This window comes from Micromonospora sp. NPDC051300, from assembly GCF_044455315.1.
Classification (GTDB): Bacteria; Actinomycetota; Actinomycetes; order Mycobacteriales; family Micromonosporaceae; genus Micromonospora; species Micromonospora robiginosa.
This window is the reverse complement of record NZ_JBITEP010000020.1, coordinates 1-26,985: the sequence shown is the minus strand read 5'-3', so window position 1 is coordinate 26,985 and position 26,985 is coordinate 1. Positions and strand designations below refer to the sequence as shown.

At 74.2% G+C, this 26,985-nt stretch carries 31 protein-coding genes; 16 read left to right on the top strand and 15 right to left on the bottom strand.

The genetic code is table 11. The annotated features are described in order from the left end of the window. The first annotated feature begins 146 nt into the window (after positions 1–146). Together ACIA5A_RS21425 and ACIA5A_RS21420 are read left to right on the top strand one after the other, a co-directional pair. The gene (locus tag ACIA5A_RS21425; RefSeq protein WP_396764989.1) at positions 147–1,028 is read left to right on the top strand and encodes a helix-turn-helix domain-containing protein; all 882 of its coding nucleotides are present in this window, start codon (positions 147–149) and stop codon (positions 1,026–1,028) included. Positions 1,029–1,032: 4 nt separating this feature from the next. Then, the gene (locus ACIA5A_RS21420; RefSeq protein WP_396765199.1) at positions 1,033–1,215 is read left to right on the top strand and encodes a DUF397 domain-containing protein; all 183 of its coding nucleotides are present in this window, start codon (positions 1,033–1,035) and stop codon (positions 1,213–1,215) included. Positions 1,216–1,517: 302 nt separating this feature from the next. On the opposite strand, the gene ACIA5A_RS21415 is transcribed toward ACIA5A_RS21420, so the two are convergent. Then, the gene (locus ACIA5A_RS21415; protein WP_396764986.1) at positions 1,518–2,159 is read right to left on the bottom strand and encodes a hypothetical protein; all 642 of its coding nucleotides are present in this window, start codon (positions 2,157–2,159) and stop codon (positions 1,518–1,520) included. A gap of 120 nt (positions 2,160–2,279) precedes the next feature. Here ACIA5A_RS21415 and ACIA5A_RS21410 point away from each other — a divergent pair, with 120 nt between their 5' ends. Further along, on the top strand, positions 2,280–5,525 hold the full coding sequence (locus tag ACIA5A_RS21410; RefSeq protein ID WP_396764983.1) for a hypothetical protein: 3,246 nt from the start codon (positions 2,280–2,282) through the stop codon (positions 5,523–5,525). Here the strand turns inward: ACIA5A_RS21410 and ACIA5A_RS21405 are convergent. Together ACIA5A_RS21405 and ACIA5A_RS21400 are read right to left on the bottom strand one after the other, a co-directional pair. Continuing rightward, positions 5,411–6,385 carry a TolB family protein gene (locus tag ACIA5A_RS21405; RefSeq protein ID WP_396764980.1) on the bottom strand — a complete coding sequence of 325 codons (975 nt, stop codon included), beginning with the start codon at positions 6,383–6,385 and terminating at the stop codon, positions 5,411–5,413. The two genes, ACIA5A_RS21410 and ACIA5A_RS21405, sit on opposite strands and share 115 nt — an antisense overlap. Further along, on the bottom strand, positions 6,382–7,641 hold the full coding sequence (locus tag ACIA5A_RS21400) for an MFS transporter (RefSeq protein ID WP_396764978.1): 1,260 nt from the start codon (positions 7,639–7,641) through the stop codon (positions 6,382–6,384). Before ACIA5A_RS21400 ends, ACIA5A_RS21405 begins: the two co-directional genes overlap by 4 nt. Positions 7,642–7,870: 229 nt before the next feature. Between ACIA5A_RS21400 and ACIA5A_RS21395 the strand changes: the two genes are divergently transcribed. From ACIA5A_RS21395 to ACIA5A_RS21370, 6 genes are all read left to right on the top strand, one after another. After that, a complete protein-coding gene (locus ACIA5A_RS21395; RefSeq protein ID WP_396764975.1) occupies positions 7,871–9,244 on the top strand; it encodes a DNRLRE domain-containing protein in 1,374 nt (457 codons plus the stop codon). Between the two features lie 97 nt (positions 9,245–9,341). Continuing rightward, a complete protein-coding gene (locus tag ACIA5A_RS21390; RefSeq protein ID WP_396764973.1) occupies positions 9,342–9,569 on the top strand; it encodes a hypothetical protein in 228 nt (75 codons plus the stop codon). A gap of 59 nt (positions 9,570–9,628) precedes the next feature. Beyond that, positions 9,629–10,171 (top strand): hypothetical protein, encoded by a 543-nt coding sequence (locus tag ACIA5A_RS21385; RefSeq protein WP_396764970.1) that lies wholly within the window; start codon positions 9,629–9,631, stop codon positions 10,169–10,171. A 16-nt stretch (positions 10,172–10,187) separates the two neighbouring features. Continuing rightward, the gene (locus ACIA5A_RS21380; protein ID WP_396764968.1) at positions 10,188–10,616 is read left to right on the top strand and encodes a hypothetical protein; all 429 of its coding nucleotides are present in this window, start codon (positions 10,188–10,190) and stop codon (positions 10,614–10,616) included. Between the two features lie 50 nt (positions 10,617–10,666). Then, complete coding sequence (locus ACIA5A_RS21375; protein WP_396764965.1) at positions 10,667–11,323, top strand: HAD family hydrolase; 657 nt, start codon at positions 10,667–10,669, stop codon at positions 11,321–11,323. Between the two features lie 36 nt (positions 11,324–11,359). Beyond that, positions 11,360–11,560, top strand: coding sequence for a hypothetical protein (locus ACIA5A_RS21370; RefSeq protein ID WP_396764963.1), 201 nt, complete (start codon positions 11,360–11,362; stop codon positions 11,558–11,560). 18 nt (positions 11,561–11,578) lie between these two features. Here the strand turns inward: ACIA5A_RS21370 and ACIA5A_RS21365 are convergent, their stop codons facing one another. The 3 genes from ACIA5A_RS21365 to ACIA5A_RS21355 all read right to left on the bottom strand — a co-directional run bounded on the left by ACIA5A_RS21365 (position 11,579) and on the right by ACIA5A_RS21355 (position 13,701). Beyond that, positions 11,579–12,121, bottom strand: coding sequence for a 2'-5' RNA ligase family protein (locus tag ACIA5A_RS21365; RefSeq protein ID WP_396764960.1), 543 nt, complete (start codon positions 12,119–12,121; stop codon positions 11,579–11,581). Positions 12,122–12,183: 62 nt separating this feature from the next. Continuing rightward, positions 12,184–12,606 (bottom strand): pantetheine-phosphate adenylyltransferase, encoded by a 423-nt coding sequence (gene coaD / locus ACIA5A_RS21360; protein ID WP_396764957.1) that lies wholly within the window; start codon positions 12,604–12,606, stop codon positions 12,184–12,186. A gap of 150 nt (positions 12,607–12,756) precedes the next feature. Further along, the gene (locus ACIA5A_RS21355) at positions 12,757–13,701 is read right to left on the bottom strand and encodes an FAD-dependent oxidoreductase (RefSeq protein WP_396764954.1); all 945 of its coding nucleotides are present in this window, start codon (positions 13,699–13,701) and stop codon (positions 12,757–12,759) included. Between the two features lie 114 nt (positions 13,702–13,815). Between ACIA5A_RS21355 and ACIA5A_RS21350 the strand changes: the two genes are divergently transcribed. Further along, positions 13,816–14,712, top strand: a complete 897-nt coding sequence (locus tag ACIA5A_RS21350) for a LysR family transcriptional regulator (RefSeq protein ID WP_396764951.1) — start codon at positions 13,816–13,818, stop codon at positions 14,710–14,712. 3 nt (positions 14,713–14,715) lie between these two features. Here ACIA5A_RS21350 and ACIA5A_RS21345 read toward each other — a convergent pair whose 3' ends face one another. From ACIA5A_RS21345 to ACIA5A_RS21335, 3 genes are all read right to left on the bottom strand, one after another. Beyond that, positions 14,716–15,576 carry a hypothetical protein gene (locus ACIA5A_RS21345; protein WP_396764948.1) on the bottom strand — a complete coding sequence of 287 codons (861 nt, stop codon included), beginning with the start codon at positions 15,574–15,576 and terminating at the stop codon, positions 14,716–14,718. A gap of 34 nt (positions 15,577–15,610) precedes the next feature. Next, positions 15,611–16,225, bottom strand: coding sequence for a dihydrofolate reductase family protein (locus tag ACIA5A_RS21340; RefSeq protein ID WP_396764945.1), 615 nt, complete (start codon positions 16,223–16,225; stop codon positions 15,611–15,613). A gap of 84 nt (positions 16,226–16,309) precedes the next feature. Continuing rightward, positions 16,310–16,852 carry a DinB family protein gene (locus ACIA5A_RS21335; protein WP_396764942.1) on the bottom strand — a complete coding sequence of 181 codons (543 nt, stop codon included), beginning with the start codon at positions 16,850–16,852 and terminating at the stop codon, positions 16,310–16,312. Between the two features lie 152 nt (positions 16,853–17,004). On the opposite strand from ACIA5A_RS21335, the gene ACIA5A_RS21330 reads away from it, so the two are divergent. Continuing rightward, positions 17,005–17,430, top strand: coding sequence for an iron chaperone (locus ACIA5A_RS21330; RefSeq protein WP_396764939.1), 426 nt, complete (start codon positions 17,005–17,007; stop codon positions 17,428–17,430). 3 nt (positions 17,431–17,433) lie between these two features. Here ACIA5A_RS21330 and ACIA5A_RS21325 read toward each other — a convergent pair whose 3' ends face one another. After that, positions 17,434–18,174 (bottom strand): hypothetical protein, encoded by a 741-nt coding sequence (locus ACIA5A_RS21325; protein WP_396764935.1) that lies wholly within the window; start codon positions 18,172–18,174, stop codon positions 17,434–17,436. A gap of 74 nt (positions 18,175–18,248) precedes the next feature. Between ACIA5A_RS21325 and ACIA5A_RS21320 the strand changes: the two genes are divergently transcribed. Genes ACIA5A_RS21320 through ACIA5A_RS21310 form a run of 3 tightly spaced genes read left to right on the top strand, consistent with a single transcriptional unit; the run spans position 18,249 to position 19,373 of the window. Next, positions 18,249–18,572 carry a helix-turn-helix transcriptional regulator gene (locus ACIA5A_RS21320; RefSeq protein ID WP_181567499.1) on the top strand — a complete coding sequence of 108 codons (324 nt, stop codon included), beginning with the start codon at positions 18,249–18,251 and terminating at the stop codon, positions 18,570–18,572. Continuing rightward, entirely contained in the window at positions 18,569–19,039 is a 471-nt protein-coding gene (locus ACIA5A_RS21315) for an SRPBCC domain-containing protein (RefSeq protein WP_396764932.1), read from the top strand. Before ACIA5A_RS21320 ends, ACIA5A_RS21315 begins: the two co-directional genes overlap by 4 nt. Next, positions 19,017–19,373 carry a nuclear transport factor 2 family protein gene (locus tag ACIA5A_RS21310; protein WP_396764929.1) on the top strand — a complete coding sequence of 119 codons (357 nt, stop codon included), beginning with the start codon at positions 19,017–19,019 and terminating at the stop codon, positions 19,371–19,373. The genes ACIA5A_RS21315 and ACIA5A_RS21310 overlap by 23 nt, the downstream gene beginning before the upstream one ends. 12 nt (positions 19,374–19,385) lie before the next feature. Here ACIA5A_RS21310 and ACIA5A_RS21305 read toward each other — a convergent pair whose 3' ends face one another. The 3 genes from ACIA5A_RS21305 to ACIA5A_RS21295 all read right to left on the bottom strand — a co-directional run bounded on the left by ACIA5A_RS21305 (position 19,386) and on the right by ACIA5A_RS21295 (position 21,272). Next, the gene (locus tag ACIA5A_RS21305; protein ID WP_396764927.1) at positions 19,386–19,784 is read right to left on the bottom strand and encodes a hypothetical protein; all 399 of its coding nucleotides are present in this window, start codon (positions 19,782–19,784) and stop codon (positions 19,386–19,388) included. Then, positions 19,781–20,299 (bottom strand): orotate phosphoribosyltransferase, encoded by a 519-nt coding sequence (locus ACIA5A_RS21300; protein WP_396764924.1) that lies wholly within the window; start codon positions 20,297–20,299, stop codon positions 19,781–19,783. Before ACIA5A_RS21300 ends, ACIA5A_RS21305 begins: the two co-directional genes overlap by 4 nt. A gap of 70 nt (positions 20,300–20,369) precedes the next feature. Beyond that, complete coding sequence (locus ACIA5A_RS21295) at positions 20,370–21,272, bottom strand: sulfotransferase domain-containing protein (protein WP_396764921.1); 903 nt, start codon at positions 21,270–21,272, stop codon at positions 20,370–20,372. Positions 21,273–21,520: 248 nt separating this feature from the next. On the opposite strand from ACIA5A_RS21295, the gene ACIA5A_RS21290 reads away from it, so the two are divergent. Continuing rightward, positions 21,521–24,796 (top strand): hypothetical protein, encoded by a 3,276-nt coding sequence (locus ACIA5A_RS21290; RefSeq protein ID WP_396764919.1) that lies wholly within the window; start codon positions 21,521–21,523, stop codon positions 24,794–24,796. Positions 24,797–24,806: 10 nt separating this feature from the next. Here ACIA5A_RS21290 and ACIA5A_RS21285 read toward each other — a convergent pair whose 3' ends face one another. Next, on the bottom strand, positions 24,807–25,514 hold the full coding sequence (locus ACIA5A_RS21285; protein ID WP_396764917.1) for a TetR/AcrR family transcriptional regulator: 708 nt from the start codon (positions 25,512–25,514) through the stop codon (positions 24,807–24,809). Between the two features lie 101 nt (positions 25,515–25,615). On the opposite strand from ACIA5A_RS21285, the gene ACIA5A_RS21280 reads away from it, so the two are divergent. Beyond that, complete coding sequence (locus ACIA5A_RS21280; protein ID WP_396764915.1) at positions 25,616–26,599, top strand: NAD(P)-dependent alcohol dehydrogenase; 984 nt, start codon at positions 25,616–25,618, stop codon at positions 26,597–26,599. Here the strand turns inward: ACIA5A_RS21280 and ACIA5A_RS21275 are convergent. After that, on the bottom strand, positions 26,589–26,903 hold the full coding sequence (locus tag ACIA5A_RS21275; protein ID WP_396764912.1) for a hypothetical protein: 315 nt from the start codon (positions 26,901–26,903) through the stop codon (positions 26,589–26,591). The genes ACIA5A_RS21280 and ACIA5A_RS21275 overlap by 11 nt on opposite strands. Between the last annotated feature and the right edge of the window lie 82 nt (positions 26,904–26,985).

The window sequence follows — 26,985 nt, the reverse complement described above, 5'->3', positions numbered from 1 at the left end:
GGAAGTGGTGCCCGCTCCGGGCGGGCGCTGCCGCACCGCGACAGGCACCACGATGGTCAATTCGGTGCTGGCTCGACGCAATCTTTTGGAGAAGAATGCGAACCAAGGGATGAGGTGCCTTACGCGACGACAGCGAAGGAGATGACGTGGACGACTCGGGAAGCACCGTCCCGCGTAGGCAACTCGGCAGATATCTGAAGGAGATTCGCGAGGACGCGCACATCACGGTGAGCGCGGCGGCCAGGGAACTGGAATGGTCGACGCCCCGGATCTGGCGTTACGAAACGGGCCAGGTCTCCATGCACCCGAATGACGTGGAGGCGATGTGCCGGGTCTACGGCGCGTCCCGCGAAACGATCGAGACGATGCGGGCACTGGCCCGGGAGACCAAGGCCCACGGCTGGTGGCACAGCTACGGCGAGGCGGTCGAAGACTGGTTCAAGCTGTACGTGGGTTTGGAGGCGGCAGCAACGAAGATCCGCAAGTACGAGGCCGATCTGATCCCAGGGCTTCTGCAGACCGTCGAGTACATGCGTGAACTCATTGCCATCGACCAGCCCGGCCTGTCGGAAATTGACCGTCAGGCAAAGGTGGACGTTCGACTACGTCGACAGCGGCTCCTGGCTCGCGCGATACCGAAGGCTCCTCTGCTGGATCTTGTCCTCAGCGAGGCGGTCCTTCGGCGTCCGCTCCGTGACCGGTCGGCAATGGTTCGACAGTTGGACTCACTCGTGGTGAACGGTCGGCGGCACAACATCCGTCTTCGGGTGCTGCCGTTGGATGCGGGCCTATCACGCTGGGCGTCCACCGGCACCTTCACAATGCTCGACTTTCCTACCGAAGTCCGGGAGCCGGAGCCGACCACGATCTACATGGACGGCCCCTGCGGCGCTGTCTACCTCGACAAGGCGCACGAGATCCAGATTTACGAGGATGCTTGGCGTTCACTCGTCGAGCGGGCGCTCGACGTGGAGGAATCCCGTGAGCTGATCACGGCGATAGCGAAGGAGATGACCCATGGGACGTGACGGGGTGTGGCGCAAGTCCTCCCGGTCCGGCAGTAACGGCGACTGTGTCGAGGTGGCGGGCTTCGCCGACTCGGTGGGCGTGCGGGACACCAAGGACCGACAGGGACCGGCGTTGAGCTTCGACCCGGCGAGTTGGACCCGGTTCGTCGCGGCCACTCGCACCGGCCGCTTCGACAACCGAACCTGATGCGGTGACGGAGTCGGGTGCCGGCGTCCAGGCACCCGACTCGTCCGGCGACTTCCGACCGCCCCGGCACGCCCGCGGAGGGATGGCACGAGCCGTCGACTGGTGATGATCGCCGGTGAGCCCGACACCCGAGAGATCTTGGAAGAAAAGTGCCCCTCCGGGGGCCGATTCCTTCCAAGATCTCGTCACAGCTCCAAGGTCGAGCGGCGCGCTCCGCGCTCAGTCGGGCAGTTGCAGCCCCTGGCGCGACGCAACGAGGTCTCCTCGGTCCCGCGCGGACAGATCTTGGTACGAGCACGCCCTCAGCGGGGCGGATCCGTACCAAGATCTGGCGGGTGTTCGGCGATGAGCGCGGCGAACCAGGTGACGTCCAGCGGGGTGCCATGTCGGGAGCCGCGGTCGTTGTTGGCCATGTCGGTGACTCGTCGGGCATCGTCGAGGGTGGTCAGCAGACCGGCGTTCCCCGGCCGGATGTCGAGCCTGTCGAGGGCCTGTTCGTCCAGCCCGTAGCAGCGCCAACTGTGGAAGCGTCCGGTGTCGAAACCGAGCACCTCGAAGCCGTGAATCGTGCCGGGCGGTGCGGCTGCGGGCCGCGCGAGGTTCGTCCGGACCGGGTGCGCGAGGTCGCCGATCCAGCCCTCCATCTCGGTCGCCAGTTCGGCGGCCTCCGTCGCCGCCACGCTCATGCTCAACACGTGAGCGACGCGGGCGTCGGCAGGCGCGTGCCTGACGGCGTCGGCGGCCTGTCGGAGGGACCGGTGCCATGGCTGGAACAACGGCTGTTGCCACGGCTCGACGTCCTGGTCGGCCGGGAGAAGGTCGGCGAGGCAGTCACTGACCGTGGGAACGCCGCGCGGCGGGTCGGAGGGCCGGCTCGGGGCGCCTGATGTCCAGCGGAAGCCGGCCACGAACCCGGCCAGCGTGTAGCGCTCGGCGTGTGTCACCCACCCATGATCGACGAAGCCGAGGCGCGGCGCGCCGGGGTATTCGCCGGCGCGCGCACCCGCGACCCGCCACGCGCAGGAGGGGTCGTGGTCGCGCGGAGCCGCCGATACGATGCGAGTGTGGCTCACCTTGGGCGCCCGTACCGGGTCGCCGCCGCCGTCGTGGTGGTGCTGCTGCTCGGCGCGGGCGTGGCCTGGGGCATCGACGACACGTTGGGGCTGAGCCACACCCCCGCCGATGTGCCGGCCGAGACGGCCGTCGCCGCACCGCCCCGCACGCCGGCCCCGGTGCCGCCGCTGACCTCGATCGTGGTGCCGGACCAACTCCGCGCGGTCAAGGCCGCCGGGACCGTCGCCGACGCGCTCGCCGCGCGGGGGCGTCCCCGCCCCGCGATCACCCGGGTCGCCGCCCCGACCGCGAACGCGCGCACCGCCGCGCCCGGCCCGATCCCGGGCACCGCCACGAGCGGCCCGGCCGGGACCGACCCGGGACCGGGCACCGCCGCGAGCAGCCCGAACGGGAACGGGCGGAACGCGGGTGCGGTGAGCATGTCGGCGGTGACCAGACTGCGCGCGGAACTGCGCGCCGGTGAGCCGCCGGAGGCGTACCGGATCGGCATGGGCCGCGAGGAGCTGAGCGTCACCGGCGACCTCGCGGGCGTGGCGGCCGGGCTCTACCGACTGGCCGACCGGATCCGCTCGGGCGCGGAGGTGCTGCCGGCCGCCGACGTCGGCCGCCCGGTCGCGCCCAGGCTGGGACTGCGGCTGACCGACGCGGGCTCGGTCGGCCGCGAGGCGGACCCGAGGACGTTCGGCGACGACTACCGCCTCAACACCGACGTGGTCACCTCGGCGTTGCTGCCCCGTGCGCCGTGGGTGGACGCCGCCGCGGTGGCGCGGATCGACGCGCAGTTCCGGCAGTTCGTCGACCACGCGGCGGAGCAGGGCTACAACGGCGTCGTAGTGCCCGGCTTCCTGGAGTACGTCACGTTCGACGGCGTCGGCGACGGGCACGCCGTCTATCCGGCCGGCGACCCGCACGTGGAGCGGGCGCGGGCCATGGTGGCGGCGTTCGGGCCGGTCTTCCGGTACGCCGACCAGATGGGCCTGAAGGTCTTCCTGCTCACCGACATGCTCGCGGTGTCGCCGCCGCTGGAGGCGCACCTGCGTCGCACGGTCGGCGGCCTCGACACGACCGACCCGAGGCTCTGGGCGGTCTACCGGGCCGGGCTGGCCGAGCTTTTCGGGCGGATGCCGTTCGTGGCCGGGCTGATGGTCCGCGTCGGCGAGGGCGGCGAGGTGTACGCGGGCAGCGGCTGGGACTACACCTCGAAGCTGGCGGTCACCACCGCCGAGGGCGTGCGCGCGATGCTGCGGGCGCTGCTCGACACGGCGGGACCGGTCGGCAAGGAGATCATCTTTCGGTCCTGGACGGTAGGCGTGGGCGAGGTCGGCGACCTGCACACCAACCCCGAGGAGTACGCGCGGGTGCTGGGCGGGTTCGACGACAGGCACCTGATCGTGTCCACCAAGTACACGCTCGGCGACTTCTACAGCCACCTGCCGCTCAACACCACCCTGTTCGGCGGCGCGCAGCGGCGGATCGTGGAGTTCCAGGCCCGGCGCGAGTTCGAGGGGTTCGGCGCGCTGCCCAACGACCTGGGCCCGCTGCACCGGGCGGCGCTGCGCGCGTTCCTCGCCGCGAACCCGCGCGTGGAGGGCGTGTGGAACTGGACGCAGGACGGCGGGCCGTTACGCGCCGGCCCGATGTCGCTCTACCTGCGCGCCGGCTTCTGGCAGCTCTACGACCTGAACACGTACGCGGTGGCGCGGCTGGCCTGGGACCCGGACGTCGACCCGGCGCAGGTGACGGCGGACTGGGCGTACCGGACGTTCTCCGGCGACCCGGCGACGGTGGCGGCGATCGGGCAGGCCATGGCGCTGTCCCGGGCGGCGGTCACCACCGGCCTCTACGTCGGCCCGTACGCGGACACGTCGGTGCGGGCGCTCGGGCTGGAGCCGCCGCCGATGATGTGGATCTTCGAGTGGGACATCCCGACCGGTGACTCGGCGGCGCTGGACAGCATCTACGCGGTGACCGGCGACCGGGTCGACGAGGCGGTCGCCGAGGGCGGCGCGGCGGTCGGGACGGCCCGGCGGATGCGGGCGCTGGTGGCCGGCACCGACCCGGCGACGTGGCGGGACGCCGCGCTGCGGCAGCGCTTCGTCGGCACGCTCGACTACCAGGTCGACCTGTTCGAGACGCTCGCCGCCTACCGGAGCATGGTGCTGCGGCACGCGCAGTGGCTGGACACCGGTTCCGCCGACGCGTACGCCGGGTGGCGGTCGGCCGCCGGGGCCTACCGGGAAGCGCGGGACCGGCACCGGCAGCGCTACGGCGGGGACCTCGACCTGCCGGCGTACCGCTTCACGGCGGCCGACCTCGGCGCGCTGCGGGCGGACCGCGACCCGGCGATGGCCTGGGCGGCGCGGGCACTGCTGGTCCTGGTCGCGGCGGTGATGGTGCTCGGCCTGCGCGGGCGCGGGCCGGGCGGCGCGGCGGCGCGGGCGCTGCTGCTCGGCGCGCTGCGCCCGGGGCGGCTCGCCGGGCTGCCCGCGCCGCTGTCCGGACTGGACCGGGTGCTGGTGTGGCTGGTCCCGGCGGTGGTGCTGGTGGCGAGCCGGCTGGTGTTCACCTGGTTCGCCGCGCCCGCGCACCTGCTGGTCACGCTCGGCGGGTGGGCGTTGTTCGCGCTGGTGGCGCGCCTGGCGGTAGGCCGGCGTGACCCGTTCGCGCTGTGGGCGGTCCTCGGCGGGGTGGCGCTGCTGCGCAGCGTGCTGCTGCTGGCGGTGCTGGCCGGGCGTGGTCCGGGCGGTTACTGGTTCGTGTTCTGGACCGCGCCGGCTGGTCGGGCGGTCTACCTGACCGTGGCGGTGGCGGCGTTCTGCTGGCTGTTCGTGGCGACCGCGCTGGTGCTGCGTGACCGCTACGGCGTGACCCGTCGCCGCGCGGCCGGGCTGGTGCTCGCCGCCGCCGGGGTGCCGCTGGCGGCGCTGGCCGGGCTGGTCGCCTGGATCGGCCTGGAACGCGCGCTGACGGTGTGGAACGACCAGATGGCGTTGCTGCCCTGGGGGCTGTCCCGCATCCTCGGCATCACCGTCTACCTGGGCATCCCGGCGGGGCTGCCCGGGTACGCGGCCGGGTTCGGGGTGGCGCTGGTCGCCGCCGGGGCGCTGTTGTCGGTCGGTCGTCAGGTCAGCGGGGACGGCGACTCCGCGCCGGGCAGCAGCAGCCGGGGCGTGCCGGAGCCGTCGGCCGGCACCGACCAGACGTCCGGGTGGCCGTCGTCGGAGCGCAGCGTGTAGGCGAGCGTCCCGCCGTCCAGCCAGGCGGCCTGGTCGTCCACGCTGGCGCGCTCGGCGGTGGCGGTGACCCGCATGGTGCGCAGGTCGAGCACGGAGAGCCGCCAGCCCTTCGCCGGGTCGCCGTCGACCGCCTCCTTGAACGCGATCCGGGTGCCGTCCGGGGACAGCGACGGGCACTCCGTGTTCTCCCGTACCGTCTCGACCGTCCGGGCGGCGGCGTCGCCCCGGACCAGCCAGCGCTTCCCGGCGGTGGACATGGTGGCGTAGAAGACGTTGTCGTCGCCGGCGAACGTGACGCCCCAGAAGTTGACGTCGGCGTCGCGGTGGGGCCGGCCGTCGCGCCGGACGGTGAACTCCTCCAGTGACGTGACGGTGGCCCCGGTGCGGGTGTCGAGGAAACCGGTGCGGGTGGAGAAGCCGCCGCTGGTGTAGGAGTCGCCGCCGACGAACGTGGTCCAGGAGACCATCCGGCCGGACGCCGACACCCGGGCCCGGTTGGGCAGTCCCGGCACGTCCAGGCGCCGCACCGGGCGCAACTCCGCGTCGAGCACCACCACCTGGTACGACCACGCGCTGGTCGGGGCCAGGCAGACGCCGGTGCCGGCGGCCGCGTACACCCGCAGGCACTCCCGGTCGGAGACGGCGCGCGGCCCGGCGGGGTCGGCCAGCGCGGCGCTGGAGACGTGCCGGTCGGTGACCGCGAGCAGCCGGGGGCCGGGGCGCAGGGTGACCGTCCGGTCGGCGGCGGCCGCCGGCGCGGGGGCGTGCCGGGCCGAGGTGACGGCGTAGCCGGTGGCCAGCCCGGCGAGCGCGACCGCCGAGGCGGCCAGCGTGGCGATCTTCGCGCGGATCGACATCATCGGGGCGACCTCCGGTGCGAGGGAGCGAGCAGGACGACGCTGAGCGGCAGCGTGACGGCCACCGCCACGGCCGCGGCGACGGTCGCCGGGCGCGGGCCCCAGACCTGCCAGGCCAGGCCGAACAGGACCGAGGAGAGCAGGTACGCCAGCGCCTGGCCGGTCTGCACGAGCGCGATGCCTGTGGTGCGCACCCGCGCCGGCAGGACCGGCCCGGCGAGCGCGATCAGCACGCCGTCGGTGGCCGCGTAGAACGCGCCGTGCATCGCCAGCGTCAGCGCCAGCAGCGGCCAGCCGTGCACCGGGCCGGCGAGCAGCAGGTAGGTCAGGCCGAGCGCGACGTAGCCGCCGGCCACCACCGGCAGCCGGCCGATCCGGTCGGCCAGCGCGCCGAGCGGGCCGGCCAGCAGCAGGTACGCCAGGCTGGTGCCGACCGCGAGCAGCGGGAACCAGCGCAGGCCGACGTCCTCGCGGCGTTGCAGCAGCAGGTAGACGAAGCCGTCGCCGATGGTGGCCAGCCCGAGCAGCGCGGCGGCGAGCACCAGGCGGCGCGTCGGCGGCTCCCGTAGCAGGCCGGCGGCCTCCCGCACGGTGACCCGGCGGTCGTCGGCGCCACCGGCGGGTGCCGGTTGTTCCCGCACGAAGAGCACGAGCACGACGACGGCGAGCGCCGCGACGCAGAAGCTGGCCACGAAGACCGCGTCGAAGTTCGGACCGACGGCGAGCAGCACCGCGAACGCGGCGAGCGGCCCGAGGAACGCGCCGACGCTGTCCATGGTCCGGTGCACGCCGAACGCCCGGCCGAGCGCCTCGGGCGGCGTGGCGAGCGTGATCAGCGCGTCGCGGGGCGCGGTGCGGACGCCCTTGCCGAGCCGGTCGACCGCGATCACCGCGCCGATGGCCGGCACCGACCGCCCGGCGAGCAGCAGCCCGAGCTTGGCCACCGCGGAGAGCGCGTAGCCGGCGCCGGCGACGAGTTTGCGCCTGCGGAACCGGTCGGCCAGGAAACCGCCGACGACCCGCAGCACCGCTGTCGCCCCGGTGTGCACGCCGTCGAGGACGCCGAACGCGAGCGGGCTGAGGTTCAACCCGAGCACCAGGTAGAGCGGCAGCACGGCGGTGACCATCTCGGCGGAGACGTCGGTGACCAGGCTGACCGTGCCGAGCGCGAGGACGGTGCCGCCGACCCCGGTGAGACGGCGGCGCCGGCCGGCGGCGGGCGGTTCGGTGGCCGGCCGGGACACGGTCGACAGGTACACGGGCGGTCCCCTCGCGGTCGGCGGGCCTGACGGACAGCCATCGTGCGGGCGCGGCCCGGCCACCACAACGGACGGTCGGTGCCGCCCGGATGTGCGGCCGGCGAACGGCGCGAAAACATCGAGGAGTTTCCCTGTCCGGACGCGGCGTTCATCCGCCCGTCGCCCGCCCGTCCATCGGCGTTCCTACATTCCGTGGGCTGTCATCACCCCCCACGGAAGGGGCCCCTGGATGGGCATTCGACTCCCCCGGCCACCGGTCATCCTGGCCGCGGCCGTGGTGCTGGTCGCCGCCAGCACCGCCGCCGTCCTCACCGGCTCGGGCGCCGCGTCGGCGGCGAGCGTCACGTTCACCCCGGTCGCCGACACGTACGTGCAGAGCGACACGGCCGGCACCAACTACGGCACCGCCACCCAGATCGTGGTGGACAACGCCCCGGTCCGCCGGATCTTCCTGCGGTTCTCGGTCAGCGGGGTCAGCGGCACGGTGACCGGCGCCAAGCTGCGCCTGCACACGATCAGCGGCAACAACGGCAGCGACACCGGCGGGACGGTACGGGCGACGTCCAGCACCACCTGGTCGGAGACCGGCACCACCTGGAACAACCAGCCGGCCGTCGACGGCGCCACGCTGGGCTCGATCGGGTCGGTCGGGGCCGGGAGCTGGTACGAGGTGGACGTCACCGCCGCGGTCACCGGTAACGGCACGGTCAGCCTGGCGGCCACCTCCGCCAGCTCCGACGGCGCCTACTACGACGCCCGGGAGAGCGGCGCCACCGCCCCGCAGCTCGTGGTCACCACCGGCGGCACCGCGCCGTCGGCCGACCCGGTGCTGGTCGGCGCCGGCGACATCGCCACCTCCGGATCCGGCGACACGGCCACCGCCGCGCTGCTCGACGGCATCTCCGGGACGGTGTTCACCACCGGCGACAACGTCTACAACAGCGGCACCACGTCGGAGTTCACCAGCTACTACGCGCCGACCTGGGGCCGGCACAAGGCGCGCACCCGGCCGTCGCCGGGCAACCACGACTACAACACGTCCGGCGCGAGCGGCTACTACAGCTACTTCGGCAGCCAGGCCGGGCCGAGCGGGCGCGGCTACTACTCGTACGACCTGGGCAACTGGCACGTGGTGTCGCTGAACTCCAACGTCGGCATGTCCGCCGGCTCGGCGCAGGAGCAGTGGCTGCGGGCGGACCTGGCGGCCAGCACCAAGCCGTGCACGCTGGCCTACTGGCACCACCCGCTCTACACGTCCAGCTCCAACCACGCGCCGTCGACCGGCACCCGACCGCTCTACCAGGCGCTCTACGACTACAACGCGGACGTCGTGGTGTGGGGGCACAATCACGTCTACGAGCGGTTCGCGCCGATGAACGCCAACGGCGGCTACGACGCCGCGCGCGGCCTGCGCAGCTTCGTCGCCGGGATGGGCGGCGCCGACCACTACGGCTTCGGCACCGTCCAGCCCAACAGCGAGGCACGCAACAGCAGCGCGTTCGGGGTCCTGAAGTTCACCCTGCACGCCTCCGGCTACGACTGGCAGTTCGTGCCGGTGGCCGGGCAGACCTACAGCGACAGCGGCACCGGCGCCTGTCACTGAACCGCGCACACCGTCCCGGCCCGGGCGTCCGGCCGGGACGGTGTGCCGCCCCCTCCGCGCGGGTACCGGTGGGACAGGAACCGGTGAGGAGGACGAGATGACCGACCCCAGGTACGCACCGATCGGGCTGGCCGCCGCCGGGCGGCTCGTCGAGGACGACGGCGGGACCGGCGGTGGTGAGGTCGTCGGCGCGGACGACGCGGCGGCCGACGCCGCCCGGGCCGGCGCCGACGTGGACCTGTCCGAGGCCAACCGCGACGACGACGGCACCCCGGTCGGGGCCGCCGACGCCGAGGCCGACCGCGAGCGCGCCGCCGGCGCGTGAGGTGACGAGCCGCCCCGCCCCCCGGCCAACCGGGAGCGGGGCGGTGTCACCATGTCGACGTGCGCAAGATCCCGACGTTGTTCCGCCGTGACCCCGACGACCGCCGCCGCGTCCTGCCCGAGGCCACCCCCGAGTGCCGGTGGGTGCTCGACGGCGAGGGCGTGGCCACCCGCAAGTACGACGGCACCTGCCTGCTGCTCGACGAGGACGGCGACTGGTGGGCGCGGCGCGAGGTGAAGCCCGGCGGGGCCCATCCGCCGGGCTACCGGCCGGTGATGACCGACGAGGCCACCGGCAAGACCGTGGGCTGGGAGCCGATCGCCCAGTCGTCGTTCGCGACGTTCCACGCCGAGGCGCTGGCCGCGCACCGGGGCGAGCCCCGGCCCGGCACCTACGAGCTGATCGGCCCCAAGGTCAACGGCAACCCCGAGGGGGTACGCGGCCACGAACTTGTCGCGCACGCCGACGCCGAGCGGCTGGACGTGCCCCGCGACCACGACGGCCTGCGCGAGTGGCTGCTGGGCCATCCCGCGTACGAGGGCCTGGTCTGGCACCACCCGGACGGCCGCCGGGCCAAGCTCAAGCGCCGCGACGTCGCGTGACCGCTATCCTCCTGCCGTGATCCGCACTCTCGCCGCCACTTCCTTGGCCTCCGTGCTGCTGCTCGCCGGTTGCTCGTCGGCCGACACCCCCGCCGCCGCACCCGCCAGTCCCAGCGTGCCGTCGGACCGGGAAGCCACCGGCGCCTGTCTCCTGGTGGCAGGCGCGATCGAGAAGGAGGACGTGCTCTTCGGCGCCGGCACGCGACCGGCCTATCGCGCACTCCGATCGACCGATCCGGGCATCAAGGAGGCCGGCCGGGAGTTGATGGCGGCCGGCATGGCGGTCGAGGAACTCCTCGTGAAGGACGCCCCCGACGTCGATCGTGGGCCGGCGACCACGCGCCTGGTCGACGCCCAACTGGAGTTGCTCTCCGCCTGCAACGACCTCTTCGGACCGCAGCCGTGGCCGTTCGACAGGAGCCCGGCACCGACGGCCACGCGCTGACACCGATCCGGATCGCGGCCCGCTCCACGTACGCCCCAGGAGGGACTCACATGATCGAGGCGGTCTTCTTCGACGTCGGCGGGACGATCCTCGACGAGTCCCGCGAGTTCGCCGACTGGGCGGACTGGTTGGGCGTGCCCCGGCACACGTTCTCGGCGGTCTTCGGCGCGGTGATCGCCCGGGGGCAGGACTGGCAGGAGTCGTTCCGCACGTTCCGGCCCGACTTCGACCTCGCGACCGAGCTGGAGCGCCGGGCGGCCGCCGGGCGGCCGGAGGCGTTCGGCGAGGAGGACCTCCATCCCGATGCGCGGGCGTGCCTGACCGCGCTGAAGGAGCAGGGCCTGCTCGTCGGCCTGGCCGGCAACCAGCCGGCGCACGCCGAGGCGAGCCTGCGCGCGCTCGACCTGCCGGTCGACGTGATCGGCACCTCACACGGGTGGGGCGTGGCGAAGCCGGCGCCGGGCTTCTTCGACCGGGTCGTCCAGGCCGGCGGCGGTGATCCGTCCACGATCCTCTACGTCGGCGACCGCCCCGACAACGACGCCCACGCGGCCATGACGGCCGGCCTGGCCGCGTGCCTGATCCGGCGCGGCCCGTGGGGTCACATCCTCGACATGCCGGCCGTAGCCGAGCGGTGCCTGTTCCGCATCGGCTCGCTTGACGAACTCCCGCCCCTGGTCGCCGCGCACAACGCCGCCGGACGCTGAGCGATGGCCCGACGGCAGCCACGGTGGTTCCTCTGGGTGGTGCTCGTCTCGTCGAGTTGCACTCTTGCGTCGCTGGTGATGCGAGGCCCGGACCACGGTTTCGGTGGCCCGCTGCTCTACTTCGCCGTCCTGTCCGGATGCGGTGCGATGCTCGTGTCGTCGGTCGTCCTGATTCTGCTGCGGGTGCGGGACCGGCGCCGAAAACCGACCGTCACCGAGTTACCCGACATCTCCTAGCCTTGGCTGGGATTCCGCTCAGCGTTGAGGCGGCCCATCCGCGCCGAGCCGGAACTCGCGGAGCGTGTGCCAGGAGCGAGGTGCCGGTGACCCCGCGATGAGCCGGACCGTGTCGACGGCGGCGCGGATCGGCAGGTGGTCGACGACCGCCATGGCGGCTTCGGCCAGGACGTGCTTCGGAGCGTCATGGCCGACGGTCAGATGCGGTACGACGTCGGCGTGGGCGCCGGCGTACGGCGGAGCCTCGGGGAATCGCCGCCACACGGCCGCGGTGAGCAGGCGAAACCCGTCACCCGGCTGCGGCGAGAGCCATACCACGGTGTCTCCGAACCACCCGACCTCGGCGAACGTCACGTCGAAGCGCGGTGTGGCGTCGAAGATCCGACTCAGGGCGGTGAGCACGTCGTCATCGATCCGCTCCGGGGGCAGGAACGGGTAGAGCACGGTCACGTGGGCGGGTACTCCCCAACCGGCCGTGGTGTCCAATACGGACCGGAAGCGCCCGACGGCCCGCTCGGTCTCGGGCACGGCGACGATCAGCGCGGTCTCTGTGGGCTCCATCGCCACAGCCTCCGGTGATCGCTCCGAACAGTCCAACGGAATTCGGGACCGGAGGGCCGCCGTCACCGCCCCGACGCGCGCGCCACCGTCGACGACGTGGCGGCCAGTTCGGCCCGTGCGGGCAGGAACACCGTGGCGACGCCCAGCGACGCGTTCATCGCGGCGAGCCGATGCTCGGCCTGGAGATCAGTGGTGTTCCGCACGCCCCGGACGATCACCGCGACGTCGTGGCGACGGCAGTAGTCGGCGGTCAGCCCACGCCAGGCCGCTACCGTGACGGTGGTCCAGTCGGCCGGCAGGACGGCGCGGACGGCGGTCGCCCGCTCCTCCTCGCCGGCGTCCGGCTGCTTGTCACCGTTCACCGCGACGAGCACGACCACCTCGTCGAACAGGCCACGCGCCCGGTCCACCACGTCCAGGTGCCCGGGCGTGAACGGGTCGAAGCTGCCGGGATAGACGGCGCGCACGCGATCGTCGATGCCCATGGCCCGACTGTAGGCGCGCCGGCCCCGGGTGAGTCGGCTGTGCCATCAGGTCGAAAGGCGCTGCGGGGACGAGTCCGGCTCCGTTCCAGCGTTCGTCGCGTGGACGGCTCGCGAGTCGCGCCCTGCGCCCCGGCAGCCGCCGCCGAGGTGTCAGCCGCCCAGGGCCAGGTCCGCGACCTCGGCGGCGCAGCCCCAGGAGAGCGTCACCCCCGCCCCGCCGTGGCCGTACGCGTGCACCAGCCGACCGTCCACCGGGTCCCTCTCGACCCGGGGTCCGCCGTGCCGGGCCGGCCGCAGCCCGATCCGCTCCCCCAGCACCGGGGCGCCGGCCAACCGTGGCACCAGGGCGACGCACCGGCGGTGGATCGCCGCCGCCGTCTGCGGATCGGGGCGGGTGTGCGCCACGCCCGGCTGGTAGGTGCCGCCGAGCACCACGTCGTGGCGGCGCGGGTGCACGTAGGTGATGCCGGCCGGGTCGTCCTCGTCGCGCACCGACACGGTGAGACCGGGGTTCGCCACCAGCAGGATGTGCCCGCGCGCCGGGTACACGGCCGGGTCCTCGGCGAGGTGACCGGCGGCGAGGCCCGTCGCGTTGACCGCGACCGGCGCGATCTCGTACGCCTCGGAGAGCGCGCGCAGCCGGCGGCGGACGACCCGCCCGCCACCCGCCTCCACCTGGCGGTGCAGCCAGGTCAGGTAGCGGTTCATCTCCACGGTCGGGGCGGTGAACCGCAGCAGTGCCGTTCGGGGCGCGTCGGCCGGCTCGGCCACCAGGTCGCCGCACGCGTCGGCCCACCACGGCGGCCCGGCGTACGGGCGGCGCAGCCACATCCGGGTGGGCCGGTCGACCACCCCGGGCACGCCGTCCGCGGCCTGGCGGCGCAGCTCGGCGTGCGTGTCCCGGGCCCAGCGCAGCACCCGCGGGTCCGCGTCGGTGTGGCTGGGATACCAGACCGCGGCGGCCACCGTGGACACGATGTCCGCCGGGTCGTCGGCGGTCAGCACGGTGACCCGCGCGCCGCGCCGCTGGAGGGTGACCGCCGTGGTCATGCCGATCACGCCCCCGCCGACCACCACCACGTCCGCTGTCGCCATGGTCCCGCTCCCGCCACTCGTACCGTCGGTGTGCTGCCGATGGTGGCCGCCCGGCGGGGACGCCGTCCAAGACGGATCGGCGAGCCGGCGATAAGCGGCGCTTATGATGGCGGCATGGTGGAGGCACCGGGTGCCTGGTCGGACCTGCGCCGGCTGCGCTCCTTCGCGGTGCTCGCCGAGGAGTTGCACTTCACCCGCGCGGCCGCCCGGCTGCACGTCGCCCAGCCCGCGCTGAGTCAGCAGATCCGGGCGCTGGAACGCCAGCTCGGCGCGCCGCTCGTGCACCGCACCAGCCGGGGCTGCACGCTGACCGAGGTCGGGGCGCGCGTGGCGGAGGAGGCGGCGCGGCTGCTCGCCGAGGTGGACGCCGCGACCGCGCGGATCCGGGACCTGGTGCGGGGGCGGGGCGGCCGGCTGCGGCTGGCGTACACCCGCTCGGCGCGCGGCGGTCGCGTGGACGCGCTGATCGGCCGGTTCCGGGCCGCCCACCCCGGCGTCGAGGTGGTCTCCGAGACGGCCTGGACCGCGCCGAACGTGGCCGGGCTGCTCGCCGGCCGGCTGGACGCGGCGTTCGTCCGGCCGCCGGTGGACGAACCGGCGCTGGCCTGCCGCACCGTCGACACCGAGGAACTGCTGCTGGCGCTGCCGGCGGGTCATCCGCTCGCCGCCGGCCGTCGCCGGATCGGCCGGGCCGAGGTGGTCGACCTGCCGGCGGTGATGTGGCCCCGGGAGAACGGGCCGGGCATGTTCGACCGGACCATCGCCCAGGTGTGGCCGCGCGGCGGGTTCCGGCTGGTCCGGCAGGAGCCGGACGACGAGCAGTTGCTGCGCGCGGTGGCGCAGGGCGACGTGGTCGCGGCCGTGCCGGCGGGTCGGGCCCGGGCTCTGCGACTGCCGGGCGTACGGCTGCGCCGGTTCACCGCGCCGACGCCCACCGTGGACGTCGGGCTGGCCTGGCCGGTCGACAGCACCAATCCGGCGCTGCACGCGCTGCTCGCCCTGCTCGACTGAACGCTACCCGGCCACCTCGGCGGGCACCGCCGGCTCGGCGCGGTCGGCCCCGGTCAGCCCCGCGACGAGCAGCAGGTACGCGGTCAGCTCCACCGCCACGGTGAGCGCCGGCACCGGCTGCGGCATCGCCGAGGTGGGCGTGATCGCGTGCCACGCGAACAGCGGAGTGCCCTCCTCCCGCAGCCACAATGCGGTGATGCTCGCGTCGATCAGCGGCAACGCGACGAGCGCTAGCACCACCGCGCCGATCGCGGCCAGCTTCCGACCCCGCCCGGCCAGCAGCGCGGCCAACGCCAGCGCGGCCACCGCGAGGGCGAGCGCCGGCAGCACCGCCAGGATCATCGCGCTCGTCACGTCCGTCAGGTCGGGACCGCCCGAGTACGAGTCGGCCTCGGCGGCCAGCTCGCGCCGGATGTCGGCGACCCGGACGGCGGCGTACCCGACGACCGGCAGCGCCGCGACCCCGGTGAGCAGCGCCGGTCGGCGTCGGGGCCGACCACGCCACCCGACCAGCAGGAGCACTGTCGCGGCCAGGGCCGCCCCGCCGGCGCTGAGACCCGCCTCCATGCCGGCCGTGACGTCGACCGGCTCGTTCCCGTCGAGGACCCGCCAGCCGAAGCCCCCGCTGCCCGGGGCCGCCGGCATGGTGCGGATCGCGTCGACCAGCAGCACCGCCAGCGCGGCCGGCACCGGCCAGCGCGGCCACGGCAGACCGCCGGCCAGCGCGTACGCGAGAAGCAACGCCAGGCTCAGCACCTCGGCGCCCCGCCACACCGGATGGGCCACCAGGACCCCGACGGCGTGCAGCGCGGCGCACACCGCCGCGGCGATCAGCAGCAGGGGACGACGAGGCACGCCGCGCATCCTGTCACGGGACGAGCGCCCGCTGCCGCCCCGCTCAGGTGCCGGCCGGCACCTGCTCCTTGACGTCGTCGTAGCCGACCGCGCCCGGCGCCTCGGCCGGCGTGTAGATCACCCGGATCACGCCTGTCGGGTACGCCTCCGTCGCGGCGACCCGCAGGTGGTAGGGGGCGTCGCCCTCGTCGAACAGCCGGCGGCCCTTGCGCGCGGCCACCGGGTGCACCAGCAGGCGCAGCTCGTCGACCAGGCCGGCGGCGAGCAACTGCTGCACCACCGAGATCGAGCCGGGGATGAGGACGCCCCGGACGCCCGGGTCGGCCTTGAGCGCGGCGACCGCGTCGACCAGCTCGCCCTGGATCACCTCGGAGTTGCGCCAGGTGAACTCCGGCGACCGCCGCGACGCGACCACCTTGCGCATGTCGCCGAGCTGCTTGGCGAACGGCGCGTCCTCACCGCCGGCGGCCTCCCGGTCGGGCCACGCGCCGGCGAAGCTGTCGTACGTCTCCCGACCGATGAGCAGGACGTCGGCGGCGTCGTAGTCCTCGGTGACCGCGCGGCCCATGTTGTCGTCGAAGTAGGGGAAGTGCCAGTCCGGGTCGATCTCGGCGACGCCGTCGGCCGAGATGAACAGCGTGGAGATGACCTTCGCCATCGCGGTGCTCCTTCACGTCAGGTGATGTCGGCGGATAGACCGCCGCAGCATGCCAAACTCATCGGGGCGCGAGGGGTTACCGCCTCAGAACGTGAACTCCGGCGGCGCGCCCTCTCCGACCCGCCCGTCCACCGCCTCGCGCAGGAGGTCGGCGTGCCCGGTGTGGCGCGCGTACTCCTCGATCATGTCGAGGAGCATCGCGCGGACCGTGGGCGTGCGGCCGTCCGGCCAGGTGAAGGACGCCGGACCGGACAGGCCGCGCTCCTCGATCACGGCCGCGACAAGCGTGCGGGAACGCTCGACCGCGGCCCGCCACAACGCGTGTGCCTCGCCCGGCGCGTCGGTCGCGCCGGTCCGCCACTCCCAGTCCGGGTCGGCGTCGTGGTCGACGGCGTCCCACGGCGCGCCGTGGTCCGCGCCGGCCAGCTTCACGGCCAGCCAGTCCGCCTCCACCAGGGCCATGTGCTTGACCAGCCCGCCGAGCGTCATCGTGGAGGCCGCCGTGGTCGCGCCCAGGCCCTTGCCGTCCAGCCCGGACGTCTTCCAGGCGAAGGTCCGCCGGTTGCGCTCCAGGACCGCCAGCAGCGACTCCGCCTCGGTGGGGACGGCTGTCGACTCTTCACCCATCGCCGGAGCATAGGTCACCGCGATCACCCCCGGCTGTCCCCGACGACGGCGACCTGGTCAGGAATCGAGAAGCGGTCGGCCCTGGTCAGGCCATAGCGTTTCGGCTGAGCGGGCGGCACCACGCCGGCCGCCGGTGACGAGGGGGAACCGGGATGAGCGAGGGCTTCAGCGCCGAGGAACGCGCCGCGATGAAGGAGCGGGCCGCCGAGTTGCGCAACGAGGGGAAGAAGGGCGCGAAGAAGGCCGACGACCTGCAGGCGGTCCTGGACCGGATCGCGCAGATGGCGCCGGACGACCGCGAGCTGGCCGAGCGCGTGCACGTCACGATCACCGCCAACGCGCCGGAGCTGTCGCCGAAGACGTGGTACGGCATGCCCGCCTACGCCAACGCGGCCGGCAAGATCGTCGTCTTCTTCCAGGACTCGGGGAAGTTCAACTACCGCTATTCGACTGTGGGTTTCCAGGACGCGGCGAACCTCGACGACGGCGATATGTGGCCGGCGTCGTACGCGCTGCTGCGGTGGAGCCCCGAGGTGGAGGAGAAGCTCGCGGAGCTGGTGCGGGCGGCGGTCTCCTGAGCCTCACCGCTGCCAGGAGTCGAGGCCGCGGACGGCGGCCCGGGCGAAGTCGTCGGCGAAGTCGGGGTTGTTGCTGGTGCCCTCCCAGCCCTGGTCGTGCACGACGGTGACCGCGTCGGCCACCCTGACCACGGTGATCTGGCTGGTGGCCTTGCCGCCGACCGGGGTGCCGTCGAGGCCGGTGGCCGGGCGGGTGAGCGTCACCAGCAGGGCCTCGTCGCCCGCGCCGGCCAGCGGCTGCGTGCGAACGGTGACCGGGTTGCCCGCCTCGGAGAAGGAGCGGCAGGGCGTCAGCGCGGCGCGCACGCGACGCAGGTAGTCGCCGGCACCGGCCCCGGCGAACGCGAAGACGGTCTGGTGGAGCGTGCCGTAGGGGACGTTCTCCGGCGGGTCCTTCGGGGTCTTGTAGATGCTCATCATGGCGGCGGCCGCGGTGGATCGCCCGCCGGTGGCGAACTCCTCGGCGCACAGCTTCGGCAGGGCGTCGGCGACCTGCATCGGCTGCGGGGCGCTCTTGCGCAGCTCGGCGGGCAGGTCGACGAAGGCCGACTTCGGGATGGTCACCGGGCCGCCGGTGGACGGTGACGCCGACGGCGTGCCGGCGCTCGTGGACGCCGCGCCCGGCGTGGTGGTCGCGCCCTGGCCCTGGTCGGTCCCGCCGTCGGTGCACGCGCCGGCCAGCAGCGCGGTGATGAGCAACGGCAGGCCGAGCAGCCTGCGGTGGCGTCGGGTCGGTCCGTTCACATCGATCTCCGTCCGGTGATCCGCATCGGCAAACAACTGCTTGTGCAAATGTGCGCTTTCATTAAGATGGCGTCATGCCCGATCTCGACCTCGCCTTCGCCGCGCTGGGCGACCCGGTCCGCCGCGCCCTGGTGACCCGCCTCGCCCGGGGCGAGGCCACCGTCGGCGAGCTGGCCGAGCCGTTCGACCTCACCCCGCAGGCGATCTCCCACCACGTCGGCGTGTTGCGACGCTGCGGGCTGGTCGAGCAGCGCCGCGAGGGCACCCGTCGACCGTGCCGGCTCCGCGCCGACCAGCTCGCGCTGCTCGGCACCTGGATCGACGAGCAGCGCCGGGCCTGGCACGACCGGCTCGACGCGCTCGATGAGCACCTTACCGACGAGGACCCGGCCCGGTGAGCGCCCGCGCCGAGCTGCACGGCGACGAACTCATCGCCCGACGCCACCTGCCCGCCCCACCGACCCGGGTCTGGACCGCCTTCACCACACCGGCAGGAGTCGCCGCGTTCTGGGGCGGCACGCACGCCACCGTGCCGCCCGGGTCGGTGACCGTCGACCTGCGCGCCGGCGGCGAGTTCGCGCTCGACACCCGCGCACCGGGCGGCGCGACCCGTCGGCTGCGCTTCGTCTACGTCCGCGTCGACCCGCCGCGCGAGCTGGTGTTCGACGAACCGGTCACCGGCCTGCGCACCACCGTGACGCTGCGCCCCGCCGGCGACGGCACCGACCTCACCGTCCACCAGCGACGGCTCCCGCCCGAGCTCCGGACCGCCCGGGCGGCCGGCGGGCTCGCGTCGATCCTCGACGCCCTGGCCACCCACCTGTCCGACGAAGGAGACAGCCGTGCCGCAGACGACCCAGCGTGACCTGGTCGACGAATACTTCGCCGGCTTCCGGACCAGCGACCACCCGCGCATCCTGGCCACCCTGACCGAGGACGTCGAGTGGGTGATCCACGGCCACCGGACCACCCGGGGCCGCACCGAGTTCGACGGCGAGATCGAGAACCCCGACTTCTCCGGCAGCCCCCGGCTCGACGTGCAACGGGTGCACGAGGACGGCCCGGTGGTGGTGGTCACCGGCGAGGGCCACGGGGTCAGCGTCGCGCACGGGCCGTTCCGCTTCGCCTTCAACGACCTGTTCACGTTCCGCGACGGGCTGATCGCCCGCGTCGACTCCTACGTCGTGCCGCTGCCGTGAAGCGGCCGGCGATCAGTGACAGGTGACGAGCACCTCGACCGCGAGGCAGCAGGACGCGGCGAGCCCCAGCAGCACGGCGGCCGCCGCCCGCAGCGTGATCTCCACCGGTCGCCGGTGACGCCAGGCCACCGGCAGGGCCTGCTCCACCACGACCGCGGCCAGCCAGCCGAGAAGCAGCAGCACGAACACCAGGTCCAGGCGTTCGTCGCCGAAGGAACTCGCGTTGCCGTTCCCGCCGTGGTTGGGACAGTCCCGGCTGTCGACGATCGGCCGCAGGATCAGCAGCGCCACCACGATGACGACCGCCCCGCCACCCAGCGCCCGGAATCCGCCGAACCGGGCGGGCCTCCCGGCGGGTGGAACGTCACCGGCCTCTCCGCGGCCCGGTGGCACCCGTGGTGTGCCACTCACCGCGCGAAATCGTCGCGGACGAGGAGCGGACGCAGCGTGACCCCCTCCACGGCCAACGCCTCGGCCCCGCCCTCCTGGCGATCGATCACGCATAGCGCGTCGTCGATCCGGGCACCGAGGTTCCGCAGTTCCCGCGTCGACAGCACCACCTGCCCGCCGGAGGTCACCACGTCCTCGACCACGAGCACCTGCCGTCCGGCCACGTCCGCGCCCTCCGCCAGACGCGCCGTACCGTACCGCTTCGCGGCCTTGCGAACGAACGCGCAGGGCAGGCCGTTGTGGCGGCCGAGCGCCGTCACGATCGCGATGCCGCCCATCTCCAGGCCGGCCAACACCTCGGTTCCGGCGGGAACCAGGCCGGCCATCTGCGCCGCGACGGCATCCAACAGCACCGGATCGGCCTCGAACTGATACTTGTCGAAGTATTCGTCGGCGGTGCGGCCGGACCGGAGGAGGAACGTCCCGGTGAGCCGGGATCTTTCCTCGATCTGACGTACGAGATCGTCACGCGTCACGTCGGGATCCTGGCACACGAGGTGTCGTCTCCGTATGAGCCCCATGCGTGATCTTGTGTACGCGGGCGCCCTACCGGGTGGCGGGTTCCTGGCCGTCGCGCGTCCCGACGGCCTCGTCGCGGGCCGGGTAGCCCAGCACCTCGGCCAGGTCGCCGGCCGCCCGGGTGTAGGCGGCGTAGATCTCGTCGTCGAAGTGGTTGCGCCAGTCGCCGGCCGCGCCCTTGCGGTAGTGCGAGACCCGGCCCGGCGCCTCCTTGCCCTTCTTCATGTTGGTGAAGCTGTAGCGGGCGAGCAGGGCCGCCAGCTCGGCCGGCGGCAGCGTGATGCCGCAGTGCCGCAGCAGCCGGTCGACCTCGTCGGCCTGCCCCTCGCCGGTCAGGTCCTCGTAGCGGAACAGGCGGAACGTCTCCGCGGGCGGGGCCTCCGCCCACGACCGCATCTGCCCGAACTGCTTCTTGTCGCGCAGGCGCTCGATGACGTGGAGCATGCCCTCCTTCTTCGGCCGCTCCTGCAGCACCTTGCGGGCCTGCGGGATGTCGCCCATCGGGGCGTGCGAGTTCCGCAGCGAGAAGTAGCTCGACACCACCACGTCGCGCGGGTCGCGGATCACGAAGAACGCGCGGTAGGTGCCGGCCTTGGGGACGGACTCGAAGCGCCTGTGGGACAGGAAGATCGCCAGGCCGGTGCGACCGGCCGGGACGGGCGCGGTCACCCCGCCGGAGTAGAAGCGCGGGTCGTACGGCAGCAGGCCGGAGTGCCGGTAGACGGCCGGGTCGCTGAACAGCGCCTTGATCCACTGGCTGCCCGTCTTGCGGACGGTGCAGTGGAAGACATTGTCGAATTCGTTTCGGGTGACCACCGGCACGGTCAGCCGCATTCGGGCGTTGCGCGCTTCCATCTGCGCCCGCCGGGCCGCCACGCGCAACGAATTCGGCGTGTTGTGCTTGGCATATTCGACCGCGCGATCAATCATCGTGGAAACCCTAACCGCACCCTGGTGAGCAGGGGCAACGCCGACAGTTCCGCGCACGTCAGGCAGGTGGAATCCGCGAACTCCGCCTGCTCCGCCCGCGCCCCGACGCGCGCTAGGAATATCCCTGACCACCCAAATGATGTCAATCCCGCGAACCTGGCAACTCGCTGAAAATCCACAATTTCTATAGGAATTGCGAGTGATAGGCGAGGGATAATCCGTGCTGGTCCGACGGGCCTACCGGCACAATGGGCGCCGTGCTCGCCCCCACCCGCGCCTTGCTGGCGTCGCTCGAACCCCTCGCCCACCCGACCCGGATGCGCCGCCTCGCCGACTGGGCGCGCACCGCGCCCGACCGCGCCCAGGTCTGCGCCGACCTGCGCGCCCAGGGCCCCTACGAACGCCGCCTCGCGCTGGTGGCCGCCATGGTGGTCCGGGACGACGACGGTCTCGACGCCGCGACCCACGACCCGCAGCCGTCGCTGCGCGCCACCGCGCTCGCCGCCCGCCTCCGGGCCGGCCGGCCGCCCGGCGACCTCGCCGACCGGCCGGCGGCCGACCGCCGGCGGTTCTACCGCGCCCTGCGCCGCCGGCCCGCGCCGGCGCTCGCCGACGCGCTGATCACCGAGGTGCGCGACCGGTTCGGCGACGACGAGGCCGCCGCGCTGCTGCCCGCCTGCGGCCCCGACACGGTACGCGCGTCGCTGCCCGACCTGGAGCACGCGCTCGACCTGGAACGGCTGGTCCGGTGGCACCCGGAGGCGCTGCTGGCCCGCACCCGTGAACGGCTGGCCGCGGCCCCGGCCGAGCTGCGCGCCAGGATCTGGGGCGACGCCGCCGACGCGGTGCTGCGCGGCGACCCGGCGGCGGCGCTCGACCTGCTCGAACGGTACGCGCCCGAGGAGACGCTCCCCGGCCGGCCGGTCGCCTACGGGCGGCTCGCGGCCCACGACGCGCGTCGGGTCGTACGCCTGCTCACCGCGCCGGGACGGGCGGCCTGGCTGGCCCGGACCGGGCTGGCGCCGGCGGTGCTGCGCCGCCTCGCCGCGCTGCCCACCGGCGAGCTGGCGCCGCTCGCCGCCCGGCTCCGCGACCACCCCCGGCACCTGGCGGCGCTGCTCGACGCCGTCGCGCCGGCCCGCCGGGCCGAGCTGTACGACCGGGCCCTGGCCGACGTCGACACGACGCTGACGACGCCGGCCGTCGAGGTGATGGCGGTGCTGCCCGCGCCGGTCCGGATTCGGGAGGCGACCCGGGTGCTGGCCCTGCCGCGCGTCCGCGAGCGGGAGGCCCAGGTGCGCGCGTGGAGCGCGTACCTCGCCTGGCCGGAGGCGTCCGCGGCGCTGGAGGGCGGGGTGCGCTCCGGCGACGCGGACGAGCGGGCGCAGTCCTGGTCGCTGCTGGTGGCCGCCGCGCGCCGCTCCCGCGACCCCCGAGTGGTGGCCGAGATGGTCGAGCGGCTCGGCCGGCTGCGCAACGAGCAGGATCCGGTACGCGCGTCCGCGCTCACCGCGCTGGCCCGGGTGGCGCCGCTGCTCACCGCCGACACGGCGGGCGGGCTCACCCGGCTGACCACCGACGCGGTCGACGCGCGGGACGCGTCCGCCGCCACCACTACCGCGTTGAGCGCGCTCGCCGTCGACGTCCTGGCACACCACGTCGACGTGGCGCCGCTGCGGGAGTGGGCCCTGCTGACGATCGACCTGACCAGCAGCGGCACGACCGTGCCGGTGCTGCGCCGCTTCGACACCGTGCTGCGTCGCGGGCAGGAGACCGTGGTGGTCGAGCGGCTGCGCGGCTGGGTCGAGGCCGGCATGACCCGAGGCCGGTACGGCCCGCTGTTCGCGCTCACTGTCGCGCTGGGCCCGCGGGCCCACCGGGTGCCCGGGCTCCAGCGCCTGCTGCGGCGGGCGATCGGCCCGGACACGCTGCCCTCGGTGGCCCGCACCGCGATCGCGCTGTGGCTCGACGACAGGCGTACCCGGGGTGAGCGGGTGGCCGAGGTGCTCGACGTCGACCCGTCGGCGGTGACGCTGGACCAGGTGTGGGACGTCGTCGGCACCTCCCGTACCGACCTGCTCGACCGGGTGCTGGACCGCGCGCCGCGCGGCCGGTTCGTCCAGGCCGGGACGCGGTGGGTGCCCGCCTGGGCGCCCGGCGGCGCACACTGGCTGCCCCGCCAGCAGGCCCGGTTCGTGGCGTTGCAGGAGGCGGCCCTCGCCGACGCCGGCCGCGAGGTGTGGCGGCGGGCGGCGGCGATCCGGACCGTCGCCGGCCTCGGCGACGCGGGGCGCGAGATGGTACGGCGGCAGCTCGACGCGCCCGAGGTGCCGATCGTGGAGACCGCGCTGGCCGCCCTGGCCCGGACCGACCGGCCGGACGAGGCGCTGCCGGTGCTGCTGGGCCACGCCGACGGCGACCGGGCGCGGGTAGCCCTGTACGCGGCGGGACGCGCCGCCCGGCACGTCCCGCCGTCCACGGTGGCCGACGCGTTCGGCGCGGTGCTGCGCCGCGACACGGCGAAAATCACCAGCCGCAAGGAGGCCGCCCGGTTGCTGGCCCGCTACGGGCCGCCGTCGGCGATGGCCACGCTGCTGCGGACGTACCACGATCCGGGCGCGCACCGGGACCTGCGCGCGGCGATCGTCTCGGCCGCGCGGCAGCGGTTGTGGGCGGCGGAGAGCTGGGCGGTCCTGGACGCGGCGGTCGACGGCAGCCGGGAGGAACGGCGGGCGGTGCTGGGCGCGTACCCGTACTGGATCTCGCAGCGGCACCGGGGCCGCTACGGCGCGCTCGTCGTGCGGGCCTGCCGCGTCGCCGACCAGGAGATCCGACGCACCGCGCTCGGCCGGCTCGGGGACTGGGCGCCCTGGCTGGACGACGTCACCGACCTGGTGGTGGCGCGGCTCACCGACCTCGACGAGACGCTTGCCGGCATCGCCGTGCCCCACCTGCTGCGCGCCGGCGGCGACGAGGCGTTCGGCGTCGCGCTGGCCCGGCTTGTCGCGTCGGACGCCGACGACGACCGTCCGGGCGACCCGGCCGCCGACCGTCCCGCCCGGCGGCGGATCGACCTGCTCGCCCGCCAGGTGGCCCACTGGTCGACGCAGCGGCCGGCCGGCGACGACCGGGGCGCGCTGGTCGACGCGGCGCGCCGGCTCGCCGACCACCCCGGCTTCGTCGGCACGGCCGTCGGGCTGCTGGTCGAGCTGGGCCGGCTGGACAACCTGGACGAGGTCGCCGACCGGTGCGCCGGCCGGCCGGTGCTCGCGACGCGCACCGCCGAGCGGGTCGGCGACCGGCTGCGCGGCCTGCGCGAGTGGCCCGACCCGGTGGCGCTCACCGGCACGGCGGCCCGGTTGGCCGGGCGCGGCGACCTGGCCGGTGGGCTGTTCGCGGTGGCACTGGTGCGGCACGGAGCGAGCTTCGGGTGGCCGGCGCCCTGGCGGAACCTGCTCACCGGGCTGCGTCGGCACCCGGACGCCGACGTCCGCGCGGAGGGCTACGCGGTGGACATGAGCTGACCGCCGCCGGTCAGCGCGTCGACGTCCAGCCCTGCCGGTGCAGGCGGTCGATGCCGTCCAGCAGCAGGTCCAGCGCGAACTCGAACTCGAACTGGTCGTCGCACCCCGGCGTCACCACCGACGCCTCGTCGTGGGACGCCGCACCGGCGATCGCGGCCAGGTGCGGGAATCGGGCGGCGGCCTCCGGCGGGAAGGTCGCCGTCGGTTCGGGTCCGGTCGGGCCGGAGCGGCCGGCGCGTCGGGAGGCGTCGAACAGTTCCTGGCTGAAACCGAGGATCCGGCTGCCCATGGCGTGCATGACGTGGTGGGCCAGGTCGGTGGAGAACCCGCCGGCCCGCAACGCGCCGACCATCGAGTCGAGGTAGGCGAGGACGCCAGGCGTCGCCGTGTTGCGCGACTCGATGGCCAGCGCCGCCCACGGGTGGCGGCTCAGCGCCCGCCGCGCGGCGAGGACGCGCAACCGGACGGTCCGCTTCCAGTCGGCGTCGGGCACCGGCGGGTCGATCTCGCCGACGACCACGTCGATCATCCCGTCGAGCAGTTCGTCCTTGTTGGCCACGTGCTTGTAGAGGGCCATCGGCACGACGCCCAGGTCCTGGGCGAGGTTGCGCATGCTGAGCGATTCGATCCCGGTCGCGTCGGCGAGCGCGACGGCGGCCCGCAGGATCCGGTCCCTGCTCAGGGGCGTCCGGCGCAGCACGTCTGCCTGCTCGGCCATCGCGTCCTCGTCTTCCGGTGGCGGTGGTTGCACCCTAGCCCGCTTGACAGGTGTACGGCGTACACCGACCATTGGTGTACGGCGTACACCTGGGAGGAACCATGAAGGCGATCGTGCAGGACCGCTACGGACCGCCGGAGACGCTCACGCTCACCGACGTCCCCGTGCCGGCGCCCCGGCCGGACGAGGTGCTCGTGCGGGTCGAGGCGGCCTCGCTCAACGCGTACGACTGGCACGCCATGCGGGGCGACCCGCTGATCGCGCGGCTGGCGATGGGGCCGACCCGACCCCGCGCGCGCATCCGCGGCCGCGACGTCGCCGGTCGGGTCGAGGCGGTCGGCGCGGACGTCCGGCGGGTCCGACCGGGCGACGCCGTCTTCGCCGACCTCGGCGACGCCAACGGCGCGTTCGCCGAGTACGCGTGCGCCCCCGAGGCGCTCGTCGCGCCCCGGCCGGCGAACCTGACGCCGCAGCAGGCCGCGGCGCTGCCGCTGGCCGGCGTCACCGCGCTCGTCGGGCTGCGCGACGCCGGCCGGGTCCAGCCCGGCCAACGGGTGCTGGTCAACGGCGCCTCCGGCGGCGTCGGCACCCTCGCCGTCCAACTGGCCAAGGCGCTCGGCGCGACGGTGACCGGCGTGTGCCGCACGCGCAACGTCGACCTGGTCCGCTCGCTCGGCGCCGACCATGTCGTCGACTACACACGGGCCGACTTCACCCGCGGCCCGCACCGCCACGACATGGTGCTCGACCTGGTCGGCAACCGCTCGCTCACCGCGCTGCGGCGGGCGCTGACCCCGGCCGGCACGCTGGTGCTCTCCGGCGGCGGCGTCTGGCGCGGCGGCAGCGTCGTCGGGCCGGTCCGGCTGATCGTGCGCGGGCGGCTGATCGCGCCACTCGTCCGGCACCGCGTCGTCGTGCTCGCCACCACGCCCGGCCGGCAGCACCTCGACGCGCTGCGCGAGTACGCCGAGGCCGGCCACCTCACCCCGGTCGTCGACCGCACCTACCCGCTGCGCGAGGTGCCCGAGGCGATCCGATACCTGGAGGGCGAACACGCGCGGGCCAAGGTCGTGATCACCGTCTGACCGCGCGCCCGTGACCGCGCAGGCGCGGAAGCCGGAGCCGCGTACCCGCCGGTCGGATCGCCGGCGCCCCGACAAGCGGGTGGGCCACCGGACCCGCGAGCGGCTCGTCGATCGAGTGCCGGAGCGCGTGCAGCGCGGGCCACCACCCGGGGTGGCCGTCGACCACCTCGACCAGGACCGGGCTCTGCTCCAGCATGTGCGCCGGCCACTGGTACCAGGAATGGGCGAACCGGAAGTCGGGCAGCAGCGCGGCCACCTGCAACTCACACTCCAGCACGTCGGCCAGCAGTTGGGTCTGCTGCACCGATAGGTGACATCTGAGATGGCTTGCCCCGCGGGCAGGCTGGAAGGATGTCGCTGTGCCCAAGCCCTACCCCCGAGAGTTC